The organism is Natronoarchaeum rubrum, from assembly GCF_024494695.1.
Map to the genome: position 1 here is coordinate 555,292 of NZ_JANHDP010000004.1, position 19,905 is coordinate 575,196.

The 19,905-nt window shown below is 55.8% G+C and carries 13 protein-coding genes and 2 pseudogenes; 9 read left to right on the forward strand and 6 right to left on the reverse strand.

Annotated features, from left to right (window positions below):
* Window positions 1–14 precede the first annotated feature (14 nt).
* Window positions 15–511: pseudogene (locus NO931_RS13540) on the reverse strand (IS6 family transposase); the annotation flags it as partial.
* On the opposite strand from NO931_RS13540, the pseudogene NO931_RS13545 reads away from it, so the two are divergent.
* The 3 genes and pseudogenes from NO931_RS13545 to NO931_RS13555 all read left to right on the forward strand — a co-directional run bounded on the left by NO931_RS13545 (window position 510) and on the right by NO931_RS13555 (window position 4,366).
* Window positions 510–1,144, forward strand: a pseudogene (locus tag NO931_RS13545) (IS6 family transposase). The pseudogenes NO931_RS13540 and NO931_RS13545 overlap by 2 nt on opposite strands.
* Before the next feature lie 202 nt (window positions 1,145–1,346).
* Window positions 1,347–2,594 (forward strand): AAA family ATPase, encoded by a 1,248-nt coding sequence (locus NO931_RS13550; protein WP_256392863.1) that lies wholly within the window; start codon window positions 1,347–1,349, stop codon window positions 2,592–2,594.
* 2 nt (window positions 2,595–2,596) lie between these two features.
* Window positions 2,597–4,366 carry an McrC family protein gene (locus tag NO931_RS13555; protein ID WP_375142067.1) on the forward strand — a complete coding sequence of 590 codons (1,770 nt, stop codon included), beginning with the start codon at window positions 2,597–2,599 and terminating at the stop codon, window positions 4,364–4,366.
* Between the two features lie 8 nt (window positions 4,367–4,374).
* Here NO931_RS13555 and NO931_RS13560 read toward each other — a convergent pair whose 3' ends face one another.
* Both NO931_RS13560 and NO931_RS13565 read right to left on the reverse strand, forming a co-directional pair.
* Window positions 4,375–4,761 carry a DUF8076 family protein gene (locus NO931_RS13560; protein ID WP_256392865.1) on the reverse strand — a complete coding sequence of 129 codons (387 nt, stop codon included), beginning with the start codon at window positions 4,759–4,761 and terminating at the stop codon, window positions 4,375–4,377.
* A gap of 2 nt (window positions 4,762–4,763) precedes the next feature.
* On the reverse strand, window positions 4,764–8,033 hold the full coding sequence (locus NO931_RS13565) for a DUF499 family protein (RefSeq protein ID WP_256392866.1): 3,270 nt from the start codon (window positions 8,031–8,033) through the stop codon (window positions 4,764–4,766).
* Window positions 8,034–8,276: 243 nt separating this feature from the next.
* Here NO931_RS13565 and NO931_RS13570 point away from each other — a divergent pair, with 243 nt between their 5' ends.
* The 4 genes from NO931_RS13570 to NO931_RS13585 all read left to right on the forward strand — a co-directional run bounded on the left by NO931_RS13570 (window position 8,277) and on the right by NO931_RS13585 (window position 13,638).
* Window positions 8,277–9,206 (forward strand): hypothetical protein, encoded by a 930-nt coding sequence (locus NO931_RS13570; protein ID WP_256392867.1) that lies wholly within the window; start codon window positions 8,277–8,279, stop codon window positions 9,204–9,206.
* Window positions 9,207–9,869 (forward strand): hypothetical protein, encoded by a 663-nt coding sequence (locus NO931_RS13575; protein ID WP_256392868.1) that lies wholly within the window; start codon window positions 9,207–9,209, stop codon window positions 9,867–9,869. It abuts the gene before it with no gap.
* Window positions 9,870–9,984: 115 nt separating this feature from the next.
* The gene (locus tag NO931_RS13580; RefSeq protein ID WP_256392869.1) at window positions 9,985–11,310 is read left to right on the forward strand and encodes a restriction endonuclease FokI C-terminal domain-containing protein; all 1,326 of its coding nucleotides are present in this window, start codon (window positions 9,985–9,987) and stop codon (window positions 11,308–11,310) included.
* Between the two features lie 285 nt (window positions 11,311–11,595).
* Window positions 11,596–13,638, forward strand: a complete 2,043-nt coding sequence (locus NO931_RS13585; RefSeq protein WP_256392870.1) for a DUF262 domain-containing protein — start codon at window positions 11,596–11,598, stop codon at window positions 13,636–13,638.
* Between the two features lie 89 nt (window positions 13,639–13,727).
* Here NO931_RS13585 and NO931_RS13590 read toward each other — a convergent pair whose 3' ends face one another.
* Window positions 13,728–14,180 carry a hypothetical protein gene (locus NO931_RS13590; protein WP_256392871.1) on the reverse strand — a complete coding sequence of 151 codons (453 nt, stop codon included), beginning with the start codon at window positions 14,178–14,180 and terminating at the stop codon, window positions 13,728–13,730.
* Window positions 14,181–14,344: 164 nt separating this feature from the next.
* On the opposite strand from NO931_RS13590, the gene NO931_RS13595 reads away from it, so the two are divergent.
* Both NO931_RS13595 and NO931_RS13600 read left to right on the forward strand, forming a co-directional pair.
* Window positions 14,345–17,011 carry a DUF1156 domain-containing protein gene (locus tag NO931_RS13595; protein WP_256392872.1) on the forward strand — a complete coding sequence of 889 codons (2,667 nt, stop codon included), beginning with the start codon at window positions 14,345–14,347 and terminating at the stop codon, window positions 17,009–17,011.
* Between the two features lie 17 nt (window positions 17,012–17,028).
* Window positions 17,029–18,726: an ATP-dependent nuclease gene (locus tag NO931_RS13600; RefSeq protein WP_256392873.1), complete on the forward strand. Its 1,698-nt coding sequence runs from the start codon at window positions 17,029–17,031 to the stop codon at window positions 18,724–18,726.
* A 3-nt stretch (window positions 18,727–18,729) separates the two neighbouring features.
* Here NO931_RS13600 and NO931_RS13605 read toward each other — a convergent pair whose 3' ends face one another.
* Window positions 18,730–19,392 carry a hypothetical protein gene (locus tag NO931_RS13605; RefSeq protein ID WP_256392874.1) on the reverse strand — a complete coding sequence of 221 codons (663 nt, stop codon included), beginning with the start codon at window positions 19,390–19,392 and terminating at the stop codon, window positions 18,730–18,732.
* A gap of 4 nt (window positions 19,393–19,396) precedes the next feature.
* The gene (locus NO931_RS13610; RefSeq protein WP_256392875.1) at window positions 19,397–19,729 is read right to left on the reverse strand and encodes a hypothetical protein; all 333 of its coding nucleotides are present in this window, start codon (window positions 19,727–19,729) and stop codon (window positions 19,397–19,399) included.
* Between the last annotated feature and the right edge of the window lie 176 nt (window positions 19,730–19,905).

Sequence of the window (19,905 nt, forward strand, 5' to 3'; positions counted from 1 at the left end):
CAATCAGATCAGTGGTTTCGAAATGAGTAGTCGAGCCGACCGCTGAGATCGAGACGTGCGAGGGCAGTCAAATAGCCGTAGCCATCGACCAGAAACACGGTGTCTGAAAACTCGTGTTTCCGGTCGAGGGAGCGCAGAAACGCTGTTGCGGCGTCCGTCCCGCGCTCTTCAAGAGCTCAGCACCGAGCAGCAGTTTTGTCTCGGTGTCGATCGCGGCGTACAGCCAGTGGAGCTCACCGTTGAGTCGGACAGCCAACTCATCGACAGCGACCCGCGACGGCGTCGCCGTCGGCGGGTCCACCAGGCTGTCGGCCAGCCGGTGAATCCACTGCCAGACCGCTCCGTGCGAACGATCCACGCCGAGGAGCCGTAACACCGCGGTTGTTTCCCGGATCGACAAACCGACAGCGGTGAGCCGGACGCCGAACGCCCTGACGGGCGTCGGCGTCCGCTCGCGGTCGTGTTTAGTTAAGGCTGAAAAGTGAGGCGAGACGAATTTCGGCTGGCTGATGGCTGAAATTGCTCGCCTCAGCGGTCGTAGCGACTGGATTGACTTGGTGTTTGTGGAGCGAGAGCGGACACCGAGCGAGCTGATGGAGCTCGGTATTCGGCTCCATTTGGCTGGACTATCACTTTCGAATACCGTTTCAGAATTATAGAAGTTCGGTGTCGAACGGTCGCGGAAAGCCGTTCACGACTGGATACACAAAGCCGATCTACAGCCCGCCACTGAGTGAGTCCGGATCATATTGCGCTCGACGAAACAGTGATCCGAATCAACAGCCAGCAGTTCTGGCTGTACGCTGCTGTCGATCCAGAGACGAACACATTTCTGCATATGCGGCTGTTTACCACGACTACGACGGCATTGACGCAACAGTTCTTGCAAGAGTTTCGTGAGAAACACGATCTCGACAACACCGTGTTTCTCGTTGATCACGCCAAACATCTAGCAGCAGCACTGCAACGAGCAGGACTCCGAGTTCACCCGGTTCGTCATGGAAATCGGAATGCTGTCGAACGTATCTTTCGGGAAGTAAAACGACGAACGTCTTCGTTTAGTAATAGTTTTAGCCACGTTGAACCAGCAACCGCCGAATCGTGGCTCCAAGCCTTTGCCGTCTGGTGGAACTCGCGTAACTAAACACGATGGTGCGTGGCTGTCAAATGAGGAAACCTACTTGATTTGATTATTCTGGAGATACAGTCTGGGTCCTACTCGCTTGTATCCCTCTACAACAAAGTAAAAGGAACTAGAAACTGCTTGGTATCATCCAATATATCGTGAAAAGCAGTTGGACTGAAGCCATGTTTTTAACCCCCCAGTATGAAAAGCCAGTCAAGAAATGAGCAGTTCATCTGAAGACAGCTATTCACTGGAGGACGTGCAGGGCGACCTCGACGTCCTCCGGGCCGTCGATGACAGGGTCGTCGAGGCCATCGAAGGGGCCGAGGGCGCGGATGTCTTGGAGTACCTCATCCGCGAACAGCAGCTCGACCTCCACCACGAGGGCGATCAGGGCGTCGGGCGTATCCGCCGAGCAGTCCTCGAGTCGGGGAAGGCCTCACAGGACTTGAAGCGAACCGTCATCACGCGTGGCGACGACACTCCTGGGAGTATCCTCGTTCCCGACGAGGTGGAACGGAACGCCAAAACCGCATTGCGGACAGGCAAGCCAGTCGTCCTCTACGGCCCGACAGGTACTGGGAAGACCACCTTCGCGAAGCAACTCGCACTACGTCACTGCGTCGGTTACTCACTACATACGGCAACACCATCATGGACAGCCAAAGACATCATCGGCGGAATCGGGCCGAGCCTCACAGGTTCTTCGGGCTATCGGTCTCTGAACTACGAGACCGAACTCGGCGCCGTCTCGGAGGGTGTCAAGCGGGCTCGTGATTTCAATATTCCCTATGCAGTCATCCTGGACGAGATAACGCGAGCCGACATCTCGCAGATATTCGGGCCACTCTACACCGCCATCGAAAACCGCAATCAGACGCTGATCGAAACAGACGACGGCGAGACCATCGAGCTGGACGAGGACGTGAGCATCATCTGCACGATGAACATGTCCGACCGGACGGTCAACGAGCTGGACAACGCCATCACGCGTCGGTTCGCGATGGTCGAACTCGACGAGTACGAAGACGACGACCGCCGGGCTTTGTTCGAAGGATGGCTCGAGAGCAACCTCGGAGACATCCCCCTCCTCGGGAACGACGACCTACTGGAACTCTTCGAGGCCGACTACGAGGGTATCAACAACGGCTCCGAGCAGGCCTCGCGCGGCCCAATCATGCGCTTCGGGCCGATGCACTACCGTGACGTGACCATATTCCTCCGCGAAGCCCTCCAAGACGAGAGTTTGTACATGGATGCACCCGAGGAAGCCGTCGGACAGGCGTTTCGCACGTTCATCGTCCCTCGGCTACTGAACTCGGCGGCGTTCCCGCAAATCGAGCAGATCGAGGAGCATTATCGGGCACTCAACAAGTCCTTCGAGATGTTCGACCTCGCGCCAGCGGCCGATCTCGCCAACCGAGAACTCGAGGCCGAGCGCCGCCGGATGGGCTCCTACGAGCAATGAGTATCTCCGACCCTGACGAATCGTACACCTACCAACCCGGTACGTTTAGCGTCCCGGAGCGAGGTGAAATCCGGATCGAAGGGTGTCCTCCCTCGATCGGTGATCAACTGCGTCGTGCCTCCTTCGAGCAGGAGTCCGCTAACGTCTTCGTGAAGACTCAGGAGTCGCTCGACGACCGAGACAAGGAGTACCGGGTTGTCAAAGTCCGAGTCGACAGCCCAGTGATGCACGTGACTGCGCGGGACAACGTGGGTATCGTTACCCTCACTCCCAGGTCGAAACTCCGAATCGAGCCGAAAATCGATTGGGATGACATCTTCGATATGCTGCTGGCAGTTCACGGTCGTAAACGCTCGATCGAATACCACGGCATCCCACTCGACGAATTTCGAACAGAGGATGTCGATTTAGAGGACGTCTTCCTGATACTCGCGATCAACTACCTCAACGGACTAGAGAACATCCACCGAAACGGGTTCGTTCGACAGCTGGAAACCCGGCGGGCCGATCTCGAACAGCCCAGAGGCGTCATCGACATCGAGCAGTCGCTTCTCAATCAGGCCGAGGGCCGTGCAAAGCAGCACTGCCTGCTGAAGGAGGTCAACTACGACAACCCAGCCAACTCGCTCCTCCACTACGCCGGCACGCACCTTCTGCGACTCTTTCGGCAGTACGAGGACAAGTACGATCATCAGGCATACTACCACATCTTCTCGCAGATACATGAGGAGGTACGGCACTTGGAGCAGTTGGACGTGACAAGTGGTCGCCGGCGGATTCCAGAGTACAGGCGGTTTTCGTTGCACGACCTTCCGAAGCAGCGTCACTACTATCGCCAGGCTACCGAGGTCGCAAAGGCGGTGGTTGCATCGTCACTCGGAACGCCGGCAATGGAGGGTGACCGCGAACTGGTCGTCGACTACGTTCTCAATATGGAGTCGCTGTTCGAGCAATACTCACAGGTCGCTATCGAGGACGAACTTGACGCAATCAAAGCGAACGACTACATCGGCCAGACCGAGAACGTCTCCGCGGTTCGTTCCCCGACGCTCAAACCCTTCGACAGGGAGTCGCAGGTGTACCATCAGCCGGATCACGCCGTCGAAGAAGGCGACCAGACGCTCACCGTCCTCGACTCGAAGTACTACGCCGAGGGAAAGGATCCAGTGAAGAGCGGCGGGTCACGGTCACGCCTCTTCAGCTACGCGTATCTTCTGGACACTGCCCAGATGGGGTTCCTGACGCCACTCGGTGAACCCCGGACTCGGACGGTCTCGCAAACAGGAGCAAACTTACAGGTTGTCTCCCCAGCGACCGATGGGTTCTCTCTCGAAGAGTATCACGGCAGTATCCGGGACTATCTGTACGAAGCCCTCGGAGAGGTATATCCCGCCCTCAAACTGTTCAAGGCTGTCGGGGAACACGCACTGTGTCTCGACCAGCACGAAATAGCCGATCTGAGCCGTTTGACCGAACCCGACGGCCCATTCGACTTCAGCAACGTCCATGAGTTTTCGCTACGCGTCGTCAACGCTGCGGCAGACACCTTGTCGAACCAGTATCGGTCGCGGTCTGATCTCGAACAGGGAGGCAAGTGGACGCGTCGGCAGATCGAGACACAATGCGAGGATTACCTGCCCGAGAAAACGACCTGCGTGCCGGTTTTCCGCCGAGAAGACCACAGGGAACGTATCGACCTGTACTTCGTAACGCGTGGAGAAGACGGAGTTCCTGTCGACGTTACGATCGCAGACGACTTCCGGTTATTATAAACGAACGCTTAGAAGGGAGCTGTGAGCCAACCACTGCTTCGACGCTCGATTTGTGGCCCAAAAATACGGCTCAACCGGTAGAGGTCGCCGCCGGTCTGTAACTCGAAGTCCCGTTGCCGGCGCTGGAACGTTCCTTCGACTGCGAACTGGATCGCCGGAAGCGGACGGCGATTTTCGAGGGTATTTGCCTGACGATCCATCAGCTTCGACAGTTCGCTCACGGCGTCATCATCATCAAAGATGGCGCCGAGTCCAACGACGCATACCTCATCGGGCACGTCATCTTCTCGGAGCATGTTCTGGAACTCCTCAATTGGGACTTGGTGGTCGAAGAGGTCGTACTCGTCCCCGTCGACGATGTTGTACTCGCCAGAGAGTTTGCCGTGTTCGACCATCGTTATTCGAAGTTGATTTCGACGGAGATGTTCGATGCTTCCTCGGGCATTCTCTCGAACAGGTCGCGAATCTTCGTGTAGTCTTCACCGGATTCGAGCGTCAGCTTGGTCATGGTTTCCTTGACATTCGCCGTGCCTTGTAGCGGGCCGGGGATTCCCATTCGATTGCTCAGGACAAACCTGACTTCACCGTAGGTAACTTCGCCCGTTTGCTCGTCTTTACGCCACTTGCGACGCAATCCCGCAACGTCGTCGCCGTCGAACTTGAATCGCCAGCCCCCACTCGGGACGCGGAATTCGTATCCCGGCGACCAGCGCGACGGATCGCCCGCACCATCCGAGGCCCCAGAACCGACAACGTACTCGGGATCGGCTTCACGACCAAGATTCTGGAGGAGGAACGTCTGGACGGCGTCTTCGGACACAGACGAATCGAACCGCTCTGCGACACTCCCGACGGTGAATTTGTCGTCGCCGTCAAGTCCAGCGATGTACTCGAGAATCTCGTCACTGACATCGGACGGCACAGTTGGCACGAGCGTAACATCAGTCGGGTCGCGATCACCAAGGCCGTCCTTGTACTCGCGATCGGCATCGATGAGATACTCGTCGACGAGGAAGTCCGTGACCGCTTCACGGAACGATCGATCGGTATCACCTTCGGAGAGGTAGACCGTTTCGTCCCGCCTGATTTCTTCGAGTATTCGGTGGGTATTGGCTCGACCGTTCTCTTCTAGCGTCTGGCGGATTCGATCTCGGACTTCCGACGTGCCGATACGCTCGGCCCCCGAGATGTCGCGTATAGTTGCGTCGGACTGGGCCTTCGTCACGATGTCAGTGCCGCTGTATAGGACGTACTGGTCGTCTTGGGCGAGTCGACCTGCGGCCGTCATCACTGTGTCGTGCCCATCGCCCTCGAGCCAAATCTCCGTGTCCTCGAGAAGTTCGAGTTCGAAGTTCCCGATGTCGATGGACTTGCTGCCGCTACCAAATCGTTTGCGGAGTTCCTGTTCGACGTCCTCAGCAGTCCACCGCTGGACATCACGCTCGTGGAGTATCGTTGTGTCGAGCGAACTCCCCGCGAGCGAGTCGGAGAACCCATTCGAGCCATGTGTGACCACGGGCTTGTCTTCGAGTGCATCGACTGCTGCATCCAATACGTCTGTCGGACTGCCCGGGATGGGGTAGGTGGGCTGGCGGAGGAACTGCTCGTAGATGTCTTCGATACTGGCCTCCCCCCGTCGGTCAAGGAGATCTTCGACGATGTCCCAGACGTGGCGCTGGAGGTCGATACCTTCAGCGGAGACGCTGTCTCCTATGTCGTCGGCGTTGAGGGGTTCCCCCTCGGAGACGAACACGTCGAGATCCATCTCGGCGGCCAAGTCAAACTCCTTGAGTAGATCGTCGCCGTCGAGAATCTCCCCGTACGCGAGTTCGATCCGGTCGCGGAGTTCGCGCCGCTCGTCCTCGCGCTGTCGCTTGACCGAGGAACGAATTTCGTCGTCGAGGGATTCGTCGTCGAGGACGCGTTCAGCCCCTTCGATGTACCGAGCCTTCTCGATGAATCCCGTCCCCGATTCGATCTTCTTGTCGCCGCTGGGCTGGATGAACACGAGAGTGTTTCGCCATTCGCGTCCTGGACTTCCGTCGGCGTTCTTGATGACGGTCTTGACCTCGTCCTGTGTCCACTCGTTCGCTTTGACAACGACCTTGACCTCCCGGCTGTCGGGAACCTGCTTGAGGTCGCCATCGGTGAATCCGACCGGGTACGCGTCCTTCCCGAATACCTGCTCAACGGTGTCAGCGATCTGTCCGAGAGCGATCTTCTCGTCGACGTCCTCGGCCTTGTTCTGGATGAGTGCGTTTGGGTTCTGTCGATCGCGGATAGCGTACTTACCGTTGAGCTTGTGGAGGTACCACGCAACGCCGTAGAGCTGCTCGCGGTTGAGGATGATGTCCGAGACGAGATCGCCCGTCTGGTACGTTCCCATCACGATGTCGGAGTCGCTTGCTCCCTCACTCTCGTCGGGTTTCAGGCTGTAGAGCAGGATCGTGTTGAGGATACGCCGACCGTACGGGAGCTTCTCCGGGTCGACCCGATTCCGAATGTCGTCGATACAGACGCTCGGCCGGTCGATATTGATCCGCGTCAGCTCGTCGTCGAATAGGACGGCGTCGATGTCACCGTGTGTGACGAGGTCGGTCTCTTCGATGAGCCGTGCTGCGTCCTCGTCGTCAGGTTCGGCTTCGGAGTCAGCGGCCGTCGTCAGAATCTTCGAGAAGAGGTAGATCATCCCGCGCGTGTTCTGGTTGCCCTCGTCCGCGTAGTAGCGAGTTTCGAGCGCGTTCAGGAGGACTGGATGGAACGGGTAGGTATCGCGCATCTTCCCCGCGAGGTCGCTCGGGATGTCGGAGTCGGGAACGTGGTCGTTGTCGGCGTACGCGTCCACGTACCCCGAGACGATCTCCTCGACCGCACTCTCGTCGATATCGTCGATGAGGCGGTGGCGGATGACCTCCTGCTTGCTCACTTTGCTACTCATGTTAACCTCGGAGGCGCTTTCGCGGTCGAGGATGTTGTGAACCTGCGAGCCCTTTCGGAGGACGGAGACGATGGCGAAGACGTCGCTGTCGTCGAGGTCGGCAGTTTCGAGAAGGGCCTGTAAGAACCCGCGGTTGCGCTTTTTGCGGTCACCGCTGAGTGGCTCGAACCAGTCTTCGAGTTCGTCCATCAGGTACGCAATCGTTCGATCGCCGACTGCCTCCTGAATCGTCTCCATATCCGGGTATGGATCGAGGTCGCTCTCCGTTGGTTCGTAGTCGAGGACATCGAAGAACGGCTCCCAGAGGTAGTCCGGCTGGCGCTGCTGTAGCGAGACGGTGACCGCATCCGAGTTTTCTGCGTCGGGCAGCGCGTCGGCGAAGCCGTCGACGTGGCGGTCGCCGAATTCGCCGGCGGCGTCGGGAGAGGCGAAGCAGTGATACATCGCAACCATTTGGTGGGACTTCCCGCTCCCGTACGGCCCATAGAGAATGTGCGTGCCGTAGTTCTCGCCCCCGCAGAGCGTGTCTCGGAGGTCGACGAATCCCTCGCGCAGTCCCTGCGTCATCAGCGTCCGGTCGAAGAACGTGGACGCGTCGGCCTCGAACTCGTCCTCGTCTTCGACGTTGTAGAGCTTGACTTGGCCGTCAATCTCGCCTTCCTCTCGGAGTTCGCGGCTTATCGTGACGGTATCCGCGATCGTTCGTGAGAGAGATTCCGTGCTGGCCATTTGATGTCATAGACTCCGTATGTTATTCGCATAAGTACTGTGGTCAGCAATCGTCGAACATTCGGTTGTTTCGCGATACGGCGCCAGGAATCTTACCGAATTTGGTCTCGCTGCTCTAACAGTAACTGGTTTACAGTGAATCGGTGACCACGGCTTGTGTACATAATCCCCTGAGCCTGTGGTGCGGGACGAACGACGAGAGGCAAAAGTTAACAACCTATCAGTCGGATATTCAGAGAAGCAATGCCCCAAGAGGACTCTCAGTTCGGCGAGCCGGAGTTCTTGGGGTGGCTCCTGCTGAAGCGATTGAAGGAGCAGAGCGATGACCAGATTTCCCGGTCGAAGTTCCTGAAACTCTGTTGCATCACCGACCGACATCTCGCCGAATCTCATGAGTACGAGGTCGGTCTCCCCCGGTACTGGTACATGTATGGGGAGTTGGCGAACGAACACGAGTTCTCGGGACGGTTCTACAACGCGCCGCTGGCCATCGGCTGGGACGGCCAGCAATACATTCCCAAGGAATTGCCAGTCGATGCGTTCGAGGTCTCAGAAGCCGGTCTCGAAGTGATTCCCGATGCGGTCGACTGGACGGTACGCGAGTTCGGTCGAAAGAACGTCGAGGAGATCAAGCAGCATCAGTACGAGGAGTACGCCGAGAACGAGTTCATTCGGCAGTACAGCGAACTCCGGTGGCTCCTGAGTACGATCGATTTAGGCAGACAGGAGCGGTTACAGAACTACGGAAGCGGCGGGGAGTCGAACGAGGAGTTCCTCAAGCGGCAGCTCGACGAGATGATGGCAGCGTATCCGGGTGACGAGGAGCGCTACGAGGAGATGAAGACGCTCTACTTCCGGTGGGACGACACCATCCGACTCATGGTTGACCAGTCCACGGAATACAGCCGGATAGCCGAGTTCCTCGACGACTTCATTCTGGTGCTCAGCAAGGAAGTGCTTCGGTTCGTCTACAACCAGAACATCTCCGAGGAACGGCTGATAGACTGGGAAGAAGACGCCGCCGAAGAGCGGGAGGAGTTCACGACGAACCTCAAGGACGTACGCTCCGAACTCCTCCAGGACCGCCCCCGAAGCACGGAACTTGACCGCGTCTCCGATGCATACTCGCAGACAGTCGACGAACAAATCGAACGGCTACTCGGCCGGGAATAGATGTCGGACGCGTCGTTTCTAGACACGGGCGTCGTACTCGGGTTCTGTTTCCGTGACGACTCGCACCATCACCGTTGTCGACAGTATCTCAATGACCACGACTTCGAGCTGTTCGTCTCCGAAACCGTAGTCTCAGAATACCTGAATCGAGAACCGAGTCTCGCCGAAGAGATTGCAGACGGAATCTTCGACCACATTGGCCGCCTTCAGGATTCGGAGTTCGAGGGACAACTGGACTCGATGGACACGTCTCGAATCCGCCAAGACTTGATTTCTGGGCACAACGAAGCCGGGATGACGCTGCACGCGTTCTACAGTGACGAAGTGCCGAACTTCATCCAGTTCGATGAGTTGACCGAGCGACTCCGCGATCTTGCGCGGGACATCGAACAGATAGCGATCGAGAATCGCCAATCGTTCATGGAGCAGGTAGAGGTCTGGGAGCGAGAGAGCGAGTATGCCGACATCGACGACGGGTTTTCGGAAATTCCGTGGGATGACCGCCGCATCTGCCTCGACGCACACGATGTCGCCGAGTTAACGGACTACGTGACCGAACTGGCGACGACGAACCCGACCGACTTGGTTGACAACGGGTATCGGACACTGATTCTGGAACAAACGTCGCTCGAAGACGTGGTGTCGCTCGCAAATCGGTCGTGAATCCGGTAGAGGGAGTAGCTGAGGTCTGAACGAAACCCCTACAGTTCCTCCGGAACACCTGAATGACGCGTCCGGCCTAGATTTAACCGAGCTAAATGACTCTACACAGAGAGAGATGGCTGCTCCAGAGGAAGTCTTTGAGGAGTTTGAGGCTAGCGAGGAAGCCCAATCGCACTACGAGGAACATAACCAGAAGCGAGACAAAGTCTCCGAGGAGAAGCTCCAATCCCTCATCGAAGACTTCCAAACGGGTGACGTCGACGTCGTCGAATTTAAAAGCAGGATCGACGGGCTCAACAAGCGAAACCAGCTCTGGGGGTTCGATGGTTTCATCGGCCAGATGCACTTCAACAAGCTATTGAACGCTGCGCCGGACGAGGGAGACTTCGGCGACCGGCTTCGGGAGGCGATTCAGGCGCCCGAATCAGTGGAGGAGGCTAAAACGAAGGTCGACTCGTTCGCCGAGTACACGCAACGGCTGAAGGACAACGATATTGACTCGGATCCATTCCCGAAGTCCACGATTTTCTTCCTCAGCTACTTCTGGCATATCCAGCAGCCCACAGAGTGGCCGATCTTCTACCCGACGTCGGAGCAGTATCTGGGCGATGAGGATTTGCTCAACACGGATGCCCCGTACGGGTCGCGGTACGCGGATTTCGCCGAGACGCTTGACGAGCTGCGAGAAGCAGCCGATGTGTGGTTAGAAAGTCCGGCCGAATACCGCGACATCGCAAATGCAATCTATTGGCACGAAGAGTGGGATGAGTCCGATATCGAAGAGGAGGAGACCGGAGGAGGAACTGACGAAGCTGAAGCGTTCGTCGACGTCGATGCACCGTATCTCCCACCGGCCGTCGCCGATCTAGACGCGGTCGCCGCCGGCATCGACGAGGCCGTGAACAGATACGCGCCAGTCGACACTGATCTTCCAGTCATCTTCGAGCGAAAGCTGGGCGTCCTGTTCGAGATGCTTGGGTTCGATACTGAGGTGTTGGGGCAGGGCTCCGGCCGCAATCCTGATGGAATCGCGGAGGCAGTTCGGAACGACTACGCAGTCATCTACGACGCGAAGAAGCGGGAGCAAGGCTATCGGATCGGTCGGGATGACCGAACGATTCGAGAGTACATCGAGACCCACACGCGTCGACTTCGCGACCAGGGTAAGCGCCACATCTACTTCGCCATCGTCTCCAGTTCGTTCCGCGACACCGAGGAGTCCACCCTCCGTGACCTGCGAACGAACACCGATATCGACAACATCGTCTTGCTCAAAGCCAGCGTCCTCCAAGAGCTGCTCCGGATGCGGCTCCAAGAACCGTACCTGAACCTCGACGATTTAGAGTGGGTGTTCGGGAACCGACCGGGGGAAATTCAGTCCGAAGAGTTGGAGAATATCGTCCCCGAATGGCGGCAGAGCGATAGCGATTTTTCGGTATAGCTGTAGAGAATGGTTTCCCGCTGGACGAGTTAGCCGGTGTTCTCATTGACGGTTCCCTTCACCTTGTGCTGGTTGCGTTCCAACTGGACAGCACTCCAGTCTTCACTTCGAGTGCGATAGACCTTGCAGTAGGGACTTGAGTTGGATTTTCGGGGGCAGGAAGGTTGTCTCTGGGTTTCGCCCATCAAGGTCTTCAGATGTATAGGGCGGTTCGAGGATTGCCGAACTTGTATTGTCGTCATGTGCTACCAAACGTTAAGTTGCGGAAGAGGTTTTGTTGGTGACATGGACGCCACGAGTTCAGGGGAAAATATAATCGAAGAACTCGGCAACACCGATTATACGTTTGATGAATTGTTCGAGGAGAATGTATTTCATGTTCCTCGGTATCAGAGGTTCTATTCTTGGGAGAGATCGGAATGGGCCGATCTTTGGAACGACCTGTCTAACATGGCTAAGAATGATCGGGAACACTACATGGGTACGGTCATCTGCAAGGAAGAGCCAACCCCGATCTTGACTGAAGAGGGTACCAATCAGTACCGGAATTATGCAATCGTCGATGGACAACAGCGATTCACAACCCTCATTATACTCATAAAGGCAATAGCCTCGGTCTACACAACAATCAGCTCAGAAGAGGCACCGGAGGAGGGGAGTGGGAAACATACAGAGGAAAGCGTCAAATTGAGCCGGAAGAGGTTTTTGAAAGATTGGAAAATCAGGCTAGCTAATAGAGAGAGTCGGTGCAAGCTGCGACTCCAGGATGACGACAACAATACGCTTGAAGGCATTTTGGAAGAAGATATTGACGAGACGGCGACTGAGACCCCATCCCAGGACAGATTGATACAAGCCTATAGGTTCTATCGAGAGGAGTTGAAGGAACGGCAAGAGGAGCTTTCACACGGACAGTTCATCAGCCATCTTGATGAGCTGCTTTCCGCTATCCGGTCGCTCAATTTCATTGTGTACACCGTCGACAATTCTGAGCAAGCCACCCTGATATTCGAGTCGATAAACGACCGCGGGATCGGTCTGAGCAATCTGGATAAGACGAAGAGTTTTCTGATGCACAAGGTGTACCTCACTCAGGGGGAGAATCCCCATTCAGGAGTCAGCGTCAACGGTGTCCAAAAGCGATTTGGACGCATTTATCGGTGGATGCAAGACATCCTCGAAACCGACCGTGTCTCCGATATTGGTGAGGATCAAATCCAGCGGTACCACTACATCTCGACTATCAACACGACGGTGAACAGCAGCTATCTCCGTCAGGAGACGAACCGTCGGAACAAAACCCTCCGCTCGGGGGCGACAGTCTATCTGGGGGCATTGAAATGGCATTTCACCAATCTTCACGAGGAGAACGACCTCTCGATCTACAACTCGTACCCACGAGACTGTCCAGATGAAATTGACTCGTACACCAAGATTCTCCGCCGATATTATTCGCATATGGAAACAATCGGGTCGTACGGACAGGACGGGGAGTACAATCCCGACATCGACTGGGAACTGCGGAAAATCTTCGCTCTCGACAGGCTCGGGAACTTCTATCCGATTCTATTAGCGATCTGGGATGAGTACGATAGCGATAGCATCTCGGAAGACGAACTCTACGAGATGCTTCAGTTGATCGAGGTAGCGTCTTTCCGGATTTACACGACTGTCAGCCGTTCCGATACCGGTCGGAATCGCTTCTATTCCGTCGCTAACGATATTGGAACAGGCGATAAGGATGCCGCATGGATAATCGAGGAGTTGAAAGACTGCATTCGGTCGAAGGAAAACGACTTCGAGGGGACGCTCCGGAACCAGAACGCGTACAATTCGCTTCGATACAAGGATCTTAGATACCTCCTGTATTCGTACGAAATCTATCGAAGGGATGAGGCAAAGGGTGGCGACGTGTCGAGTATCGAGAAGGCAGCAGAAAACGCTGGAAACGAGTACACGCTCGACCACATCTGGCCGAACGATACTCAGAAACTCGACCTGAGCGAAGAAGAGGAAGAAGTCCACGAAGAGGTAAAGCACAGCCTCGGCAATCTCACGCTGACGACGGGGCCGCGAAACTCCGGCTGGAAGAACCTGCCGTACCCGAAGAAGCGGAGCCGGATGGACGATGACGAAGAGAACGATTCCGACTACTTGAACTCCGACTTCACGATAACCAGAGAGATTGCCCGAGAGAACAAGGAGTGGGGAGAAGGTCAGATCGCAGAACAGTTAGACGACATCGTTGATTTTGCGAAGCGGCGATGGAGTCTGGAAACCGCTGAAAGACAGCCACTGTCCGAAATCAGGCCTGCAACACCTGACTGAAGACTCTGGGGACACCCAAGAGCAATGTCTCTGTATAGCTACCAGGAGGTCGATTCTGTGTGAGCGGGTGGTAGCTTCTCGTCTCGAACTTAGAGGTCGTAGGAACTCAGCCGATGCCCTGCTTTCGTCGACGGAGCGGGTTCCAGCTGGGCATACTGAATCTCGGCGACCGATTCCGCATCGAATCGGACGTTCGCCCGGAGGATGAGATAGTCGTCGTTCTCGTTGACTATCCCCATCACCTTCTGCTGGTCGCGTTCCAGCTGGGCATACTGTCCGGTCTTCACTTCGAGTGCGACCGTCCGCGAGACCTCGCGGTCGGCATCCGAGTAGAGATTGCTGAGTCGGATCGTCAGGTCAGCCTGCCACTGGATACGCTCGGTTGAGCCGTCCTGCTGGATGTCTTCGTACGTGAAGTGCCGGCGATGGCGAACCTGCGTGTAAATCGACGACGGGGTGCCCGATTCGAAGGCGGGGAACAATACCTGCAGGCGCTCTTCGACGACCGAACGGAGATGCGTCTTCGCAACTCCCTCGCCCATCTCTCCTTACCGATTAGACGATAGGCTACTGAACCAGTCCTCGGTGATCTCGACCTTGCTCATAGTGGTCTTCTCGTAGATTCCCCTTCAGACTGTGGACGCGTCCCCACCAGCCGGAAGCGGAAAGCTATACAACCCTCCCGGGAACACGTAGGAGACAATCAATGTCTGAGGAAATCGGTGAGTCTAAAGAAGGGGAGCGGAAGACGCTGCCCATTGAGAAAGGGTATCCTATTGAACAGGTAAATGACATTGTCGATAGAGAAAACCAGTCGAAGCGATATTATCGACCACTATACACCATGCACAAGTGGTGGGCCCGCCGACTCGGGTCGGTTTTCCGAACAATTTCTCTTTATACACTAATTGATGACCCCGGTTCGATGTCTATACACGACGCAGGAAGCGACAATCAGAAGCTCGGCGATTTCTTGGATGATCAAAACTCACTCCGAGATCTCGTCAACGATGTCGACCTAGGTGATCCAGATTCCCTCTGGCAACTCTATAACAAGGATGTTCGGGTGGAAGACAAGCGTGTACTTGACCCATTTATGGGAGGGGGGACTTCGTTAATTGAGGCATCACGATTCGATGCCTCAGTCGTTGGAAACGATCTTAATCCAGTTGCTTGGTTTGTGACAAAGAAAGAATTAGAGGCTGGAAAAACTGACATTGGCGACCTTGAGACGGCTTTTGACCGAGTCGAGAGTCAGGTGAAGGAGGAACTCACTGACCACTACAGTACTGAGTGCCCCGAGTGCGAGAGAACCGCGGACGTGATGTACTATCTTTGGGTCACGGAACTGGACTGCACCTCCTGTTCCGAGACTGTCTCGCTATTCAAAGATTATCGGGTAGCGAAGGGGCGCTACGGCAACAAAGGGAAGTACAACATTCTCTGTCCCGACTGCGAGTCCATCTTTCTCGTCGACGATTGGCGTAGCGAGTGTGTGTGCGATTGTGGCAACAAATTCGTCCCTGCAGAAGGGCCAGCAAAGGGTGCCGAGTACTCCTGTACAAGCTGTGGCCAGCAGTACAGCGTAATGGACGCCGGCCAAGAGCAGGGCGGCTATGGCTCTCGGATGTACGCCATCGAGTACTACTGCGCCCACTGTGACGATGAAGGCCGCGATCGTAGCGTCTACAAGGGGTACAAGCAGGCCGAAGACGTGGACATAGAGAAGTACGAAGAAGCGGTTGAGGAGTGGGAAGAGAGCGACGACTTAGAATCATACGTCCCCTCGCAAGAGGTACCGCTGGGGATTCTGACAGACAGCACCGCATTCGAGGGGAGCATCGGTGGAGGCCACAATCTGCTTGGCCACGGCTACGATCAGTGGACAGATATTTTCGACGAGAGACAGCTTCTTTGTCTATCCAAACTCATCAGTGCCATCGACGATGTCGAGGATCAGAACGCCAAGGAGTACCTATTGCTTGCGCTTTCTGATTCCTTGATGTTCAGCAATACCTTCACGATCTATAACCGGCAGAGGCACAACATAGAAGGTATATTCAAAACAAACTCGTTCAAGCCCCAAAAGGAGTATGTCGAGAATAACGTCTGGGGGACGGAGTACGGTCGAGGGACGTTCCTGAAAAGCTGGAAGAAAGTGCTTGCTGGCGTCGAATGGGCAGAATCTCCTGTTGAGCGTTACATCGAGGACGGGTCGACGAAGAAGACGGAACCGTTCAACCAGCCAGTCGGAGAGGACCACGAGGTTCACTGCGGAGACATGCGGGAGTTGGAGTACGAGAACGAGTTCGATGCTGTCCTTACTGATCCTCCGTACTACAACAACGTCATCTATTCCGAGCTATCCAACTTCTTCTACGTCTGGCAACGCATTCTGCTTGAAGACGAATACGAGTATTTCGAACCGGATACGACCCCACGAGCTGATAGTATCGTTGCCAATCCTGCGGAGGGGAAAGACGAGACCGATTTCGAAGAAGAACTGTTCCAGTCGTTCTCGAAGATACATCAGGCGCTAAAGCAGGACGGCGTACTTGCGTTCACGTATCACCACAGTGACGCCGAATCGTGGGGTGAACTGCTGGGCGCCCTCTGTGAGGTGGGCTTCGAGGTCACAGCTACGTACCCTGTAACTGCGGACACAAACCGTGCAACGTACAAACTGAACGAAGGTGAGTCGGTAGACTTCGACATTATCATCGTTGCTCGCCCCGCTCAAGACCGCCAGCCCATCTCGTGGAACAGCCTCCGCCGCAATATCTACCGAACTGCCCAGAAGACCCGACAGCGCCTCGAAGAGAACCGTGACCTCTCTCGCGGTGACATCGGCGTGGTCGAGATGGGCCGATGTTTCCACGAGTATTCGAAGCACCATGGCAAGGTCGAACGCGCCGGCGATACGATGACCGCGAAGGAAGTCGTCGACGAAATCTATGGCGTTATCCAGCACGGAAGCGACATCGGCGAAATCGATGTCTTCCTCGATCTGCTGGAGACGCCAGACGCGTCCTACGACGACCTCAACAAACTCAGCCGTGGCACGAATGCTACGCCCGAACGCATGGAGGACATGCGCCTATACAGAATGGACGACGGCTTCACACTCGGCACGTGGGAGGACGAGAAACGCATCGCCTACATCCAGTCACGCGTCGACAGCGACGAGGAAGTCACCGACCTTGACAAAGCTCAGTTCCTCCGCTATCGCTGGGAACACGGCAAATCCGTCTCCGAGTACCTCGGTAAGTGGGAGATCACCGACGATCTCCGCGGGCTGTGCGAAGGGTTGGCCGACGCGACCGGCGACGACACCTACCGGAACATCCTAGAATCGCGCCTGAGCGACTACTAACTCCACTACTTTCTCTAATGCAGTTAACAGAATTTCACGTCGAGACGTTCAAGCCGATAGAAGAGGATGGCTTCGAGTCGATCGAAGAACTCTCAGTACTGATTGGGAAGAACGACGCCGGCAAATCGTCGTTTTTGGAAGCGGTTAGAATCTTCCTCGAAGAGAAAGGAAAGCCCGAACCCAACCATTTCCACATGCGTGATGCTGAGGAGATTGTCTTCTCTGGCCGTTTCGAGGGTGTGCCAGACGAACTCTCGGAACAGGTCACGGACGCCGTCGACACGTCAGACGGAACTCTGAGAATCGTCCGAAAGTACAGCAAAAATGGGGAACGAGCGCCATCTCGAACGACGCTATTGGGAGAAGACGAGCAGGAAACTCTGGGGTCAGGCACGATCGTGGAAGATGGCGAAGACCTCAACAAGGTACCGTCACGCGAGCGAATCTGGTCGTATCTCCCCGAACCCATCTACATCCCCGCAGAACGAAATATTTCCGAGCAGACGAAGTTCAAGTCTGACACCTGGATCGACCGTCTACTTAGCCCGCTCCTCAACGATAGCGAGTCGCTCAGCGCAAAGCGCGAATCACTTGAGGAGGAGCTTCAAGACGAGATGGGAGACCTCTCAGACCTCATCGAAGGCCGACTGGTGAGTCGTATGGACTCGATCAGTGAAGTGGAGGTCGACCCAGGTGCAATCGACTTAGGAAAGGCGTTCACCCCCTCGATTACTGTCAAAGATCACTCCACGGAAACGTCAGTTCCGGTTGGGGAACGGGGATCGGGAGTGGGGAGCATGTTCGTTCTTTCACTGGTCGAGGCTTATCGAGAACGGCACGTCGACGAGGGGTACTTTCTCCTCTTTGAAGAGCCCGGAGTGTGGCTCCACCCTGAAGCGAAACGAGAGATGCTGGGTTCGCTTAAACAGATTGCCCAATCTGGAGGACAAATAATGCTCTCCACACACTCGCCCATATTCATCGATCGTCGGGGTCATGGCGAACTCCATCTCGTACAGCGGGAAGACGGAAAAACATCGGTTCGGATGGTCGACGAAGACTATCTCTCCGCAGTGGAAGAACTCGGGGCCCGGAATAGCGACATCCTCCAGAGCGACTTCGTCATCTACACTGAAGGCCCCAGTGACGCAAGCATTCTCAGAACCATCGCGCGGGAGTACGTAGAGGACTGGGAGCGCAAAAACATCACAATTCAGCACCTCGGCGGAACAGGGAACATTCAGAGCTGCCACCCGGAGGACTTGGAAGGAATCAACCACAACTTCTGCTTCTTGCTGGACAGCGACCGCCGGCACGAGGATGCTGCGCCTTCAGATGCCGTACAACAGATTCGAGACGACTGTAGAGGACTTCGAGCGTTCGTGCATATCCTGGAAAAGCGGGAGATAGAGAACTACTTTTCCTCAACTGGAATCAACCAGACGCTTGGACTCGAAGTGGGGCCAGACTTTGTTGGAGGCTACGACGACATTCCAGAGAAGCTCCATTCAGAGATTGCAGAGACACACATTGGGGAGGAGGGAGCATCCGTAGAGGAACGACAGTGTGACGCGTGCGGTAGTATTGCTGCTCCTGACGCTGGCAGGCAATACGATAAGAAACGGGGCGCAGAAATCGTCGAAGCGATGTACGAAGAAGGCGAAGAAATCACAGAACTTCACGGATTCTTGGATCGCGTGACTGGTCGATTGTAACAGTCACTCTCCGACCGCTTCTGTTAACGCTTTAGCGGCCTTTTCCTCGACTGATTCTCGTTTGAGTAACTCGACCATCTCCATCTCCTGTCGAGTCCGGTGACTCGGGTACGACTCCCGTTCTTCGTGTCGGCTGGGGAGTTTCCGGACGACATCGTGGAAGTTCACGTCGACGACTTCCAGAATTTCAGGAGACTTCTCGGGCCTTGCTTCGATATTCCACCGCACTCCATCGGTAGTAATCCCGACCGTGGCTTCCCCCAAGTCGCTCTTCAGATAGTCCTCCATCTGCTCTTTGCCGTATTCGAATTTGTTCGGAGTTTTCACCTCGCCGATGACGGCACAGTCCAGGCCACAGTCGAAGTTCTTAATCGCGAAGTCCGGACGCGTCTTATCCCACTTCGGGTAGCCATACGGCTGTGCCCAGAACTCGTAGTCGAGGAGTTCCAGCGTCGGCCAGATGAGATACTGCTCGACGAATCGCTCTGGGTGCTGTCCGAGCTTCTTTCCCTTCAGGTATTTCCCTTCTCTAGCGACGTTAGAGAGATGAACCGGGACGTCGCGGCGAGAGAACTCGTCGGCGAAGTTCTCGTAGACACGAAGGAGCTGCTCCGCAAGCCCGGAGTGATCAGTGATGCTGGTTGAGGTAGTCTTTTCAGAGGTCATCGATTCAGAAGTCGTCCCTGTGCTTCTCGTGGAACTCTTCGATCGAACTGCAGTCGTGGTCGTCGCGACGCGTAATCCATCCGCCGAACCGGTATCGTCGCCAGCACTTCTCGCCATCGATGAAGACGGGATTATCGCCAACGTCAGGGTCGAGTCGTATCGCGCTCGGCCCGTCTTCTTTCTCGACGATAGAATCTCGGCCGAGCTTCTCGATGGCATTCGAGACGCCGTTCGACATCGGCGCCGGCGATCCATACAACTCGAAGTCGTCCATCTCGACCGACCCATCGGGATCGTCCTCCTCAGTCCCATCCTCGGGAGTTCTGTCCCCGGTCATGAAGTCAAACAACTGACTCACTGATAATATAATTTGGCAGTAACGCGAAGGCGGTGTTCAGATAAGGATTGAAGGGTGAGGCGTAGCGTTTTCAAAGTGATCTATGCCCGAAAACGCACGCCTCAGTGGTAGTATCGACCGAATCGAGTTAGGTTTTATGGAGCGAGAGGCAACAC

Bases quoted from the DNA above. Each gene is read 5' to 3' on its own strand.
- NO931_RS13550 (WP_256392863.1), top strand. From the start codon at position 1,347: ATGAGCAGTTCATCTGAAGACAGCTATTCACTGGAGGACGTGCAGGGC.
- NO931_RS13560 (WP_256392865.1), bottom strand. From the start codon at position 4,761: ATGGTCGAACACGGCAAACTCTCTGGCGAGTACAACATCGTCGACGGG.
- NO931_RS13565 (WP_256392866.1), bottom strand. From the start codon at position 8,033: ATGGCCAGCACGGAATCTCTCTCACGAACGATCGCGGATACCGTCACG.
- NO931_RS13570 (WP_256392867.1), top strand. From the start codon at position 8,277: ATGCCCCAAGAGGACTCTCAGTTCGGCGAGCCGGAGTTCTTGGGGTGG.
- NO931_RS13575 (WP_256392868.1), top strand. From the start codon at position 9,207: ATGTCGGACGCGTCGTTTCTAGACACGGGCGTCGTACTCGGGTTCTGT.
- NO931_RS13580 (WP_256392869.1), top strand. From the start codon at position 9,985: ATGGCTGCTCCAGAGGAAGTCTTTGAGGAGTTTGAGGCTAGCGAGGAA.
- NO931_RS13585 (WP_256392870.1), top strand. From the start codon at position 11,596: ATGGACGCCACGAGTTCAGGGGAAAATATAATCGAAGAACTCGGCAAC.
- NO931_RS13590 (WP_256392871.1), bottom strand. From the start codon at position 14,180: ATGGGCGAGGGAGTTGCGAAGACGCATCTCCGTTCGGTCGTCGAAGAG.
- NO931_RS13595 (WP_256392872.1), top strand. From the start codon at position 14,345: ATGTCTGAGGAAATCGGTGAGTCTAAAGAAGGGGAGCGGAAGACGCTG.
- NO931_RS13600 (WP_256392873.1), top strand. From the start codon at position 17,029: ATGCAGTTAACAGAATTTCACGTCGAGACGTTCAAGCCGATAGAAGAG.
- NO931_RS13605 (WP_256392874.1), bottom strand. From the start codon at position 19,392: ATGACCTCTGAAAAGACTACCTCAACCAGCATCACTGATCACTCCGGG.
- NO931_RS13610 (WP_256392875.1), bottom strand. From the start codon at position 19,729: ATGACCGGGGACAGAACTCCCGAGGATGGGACTGAGGAGGACGATCCC.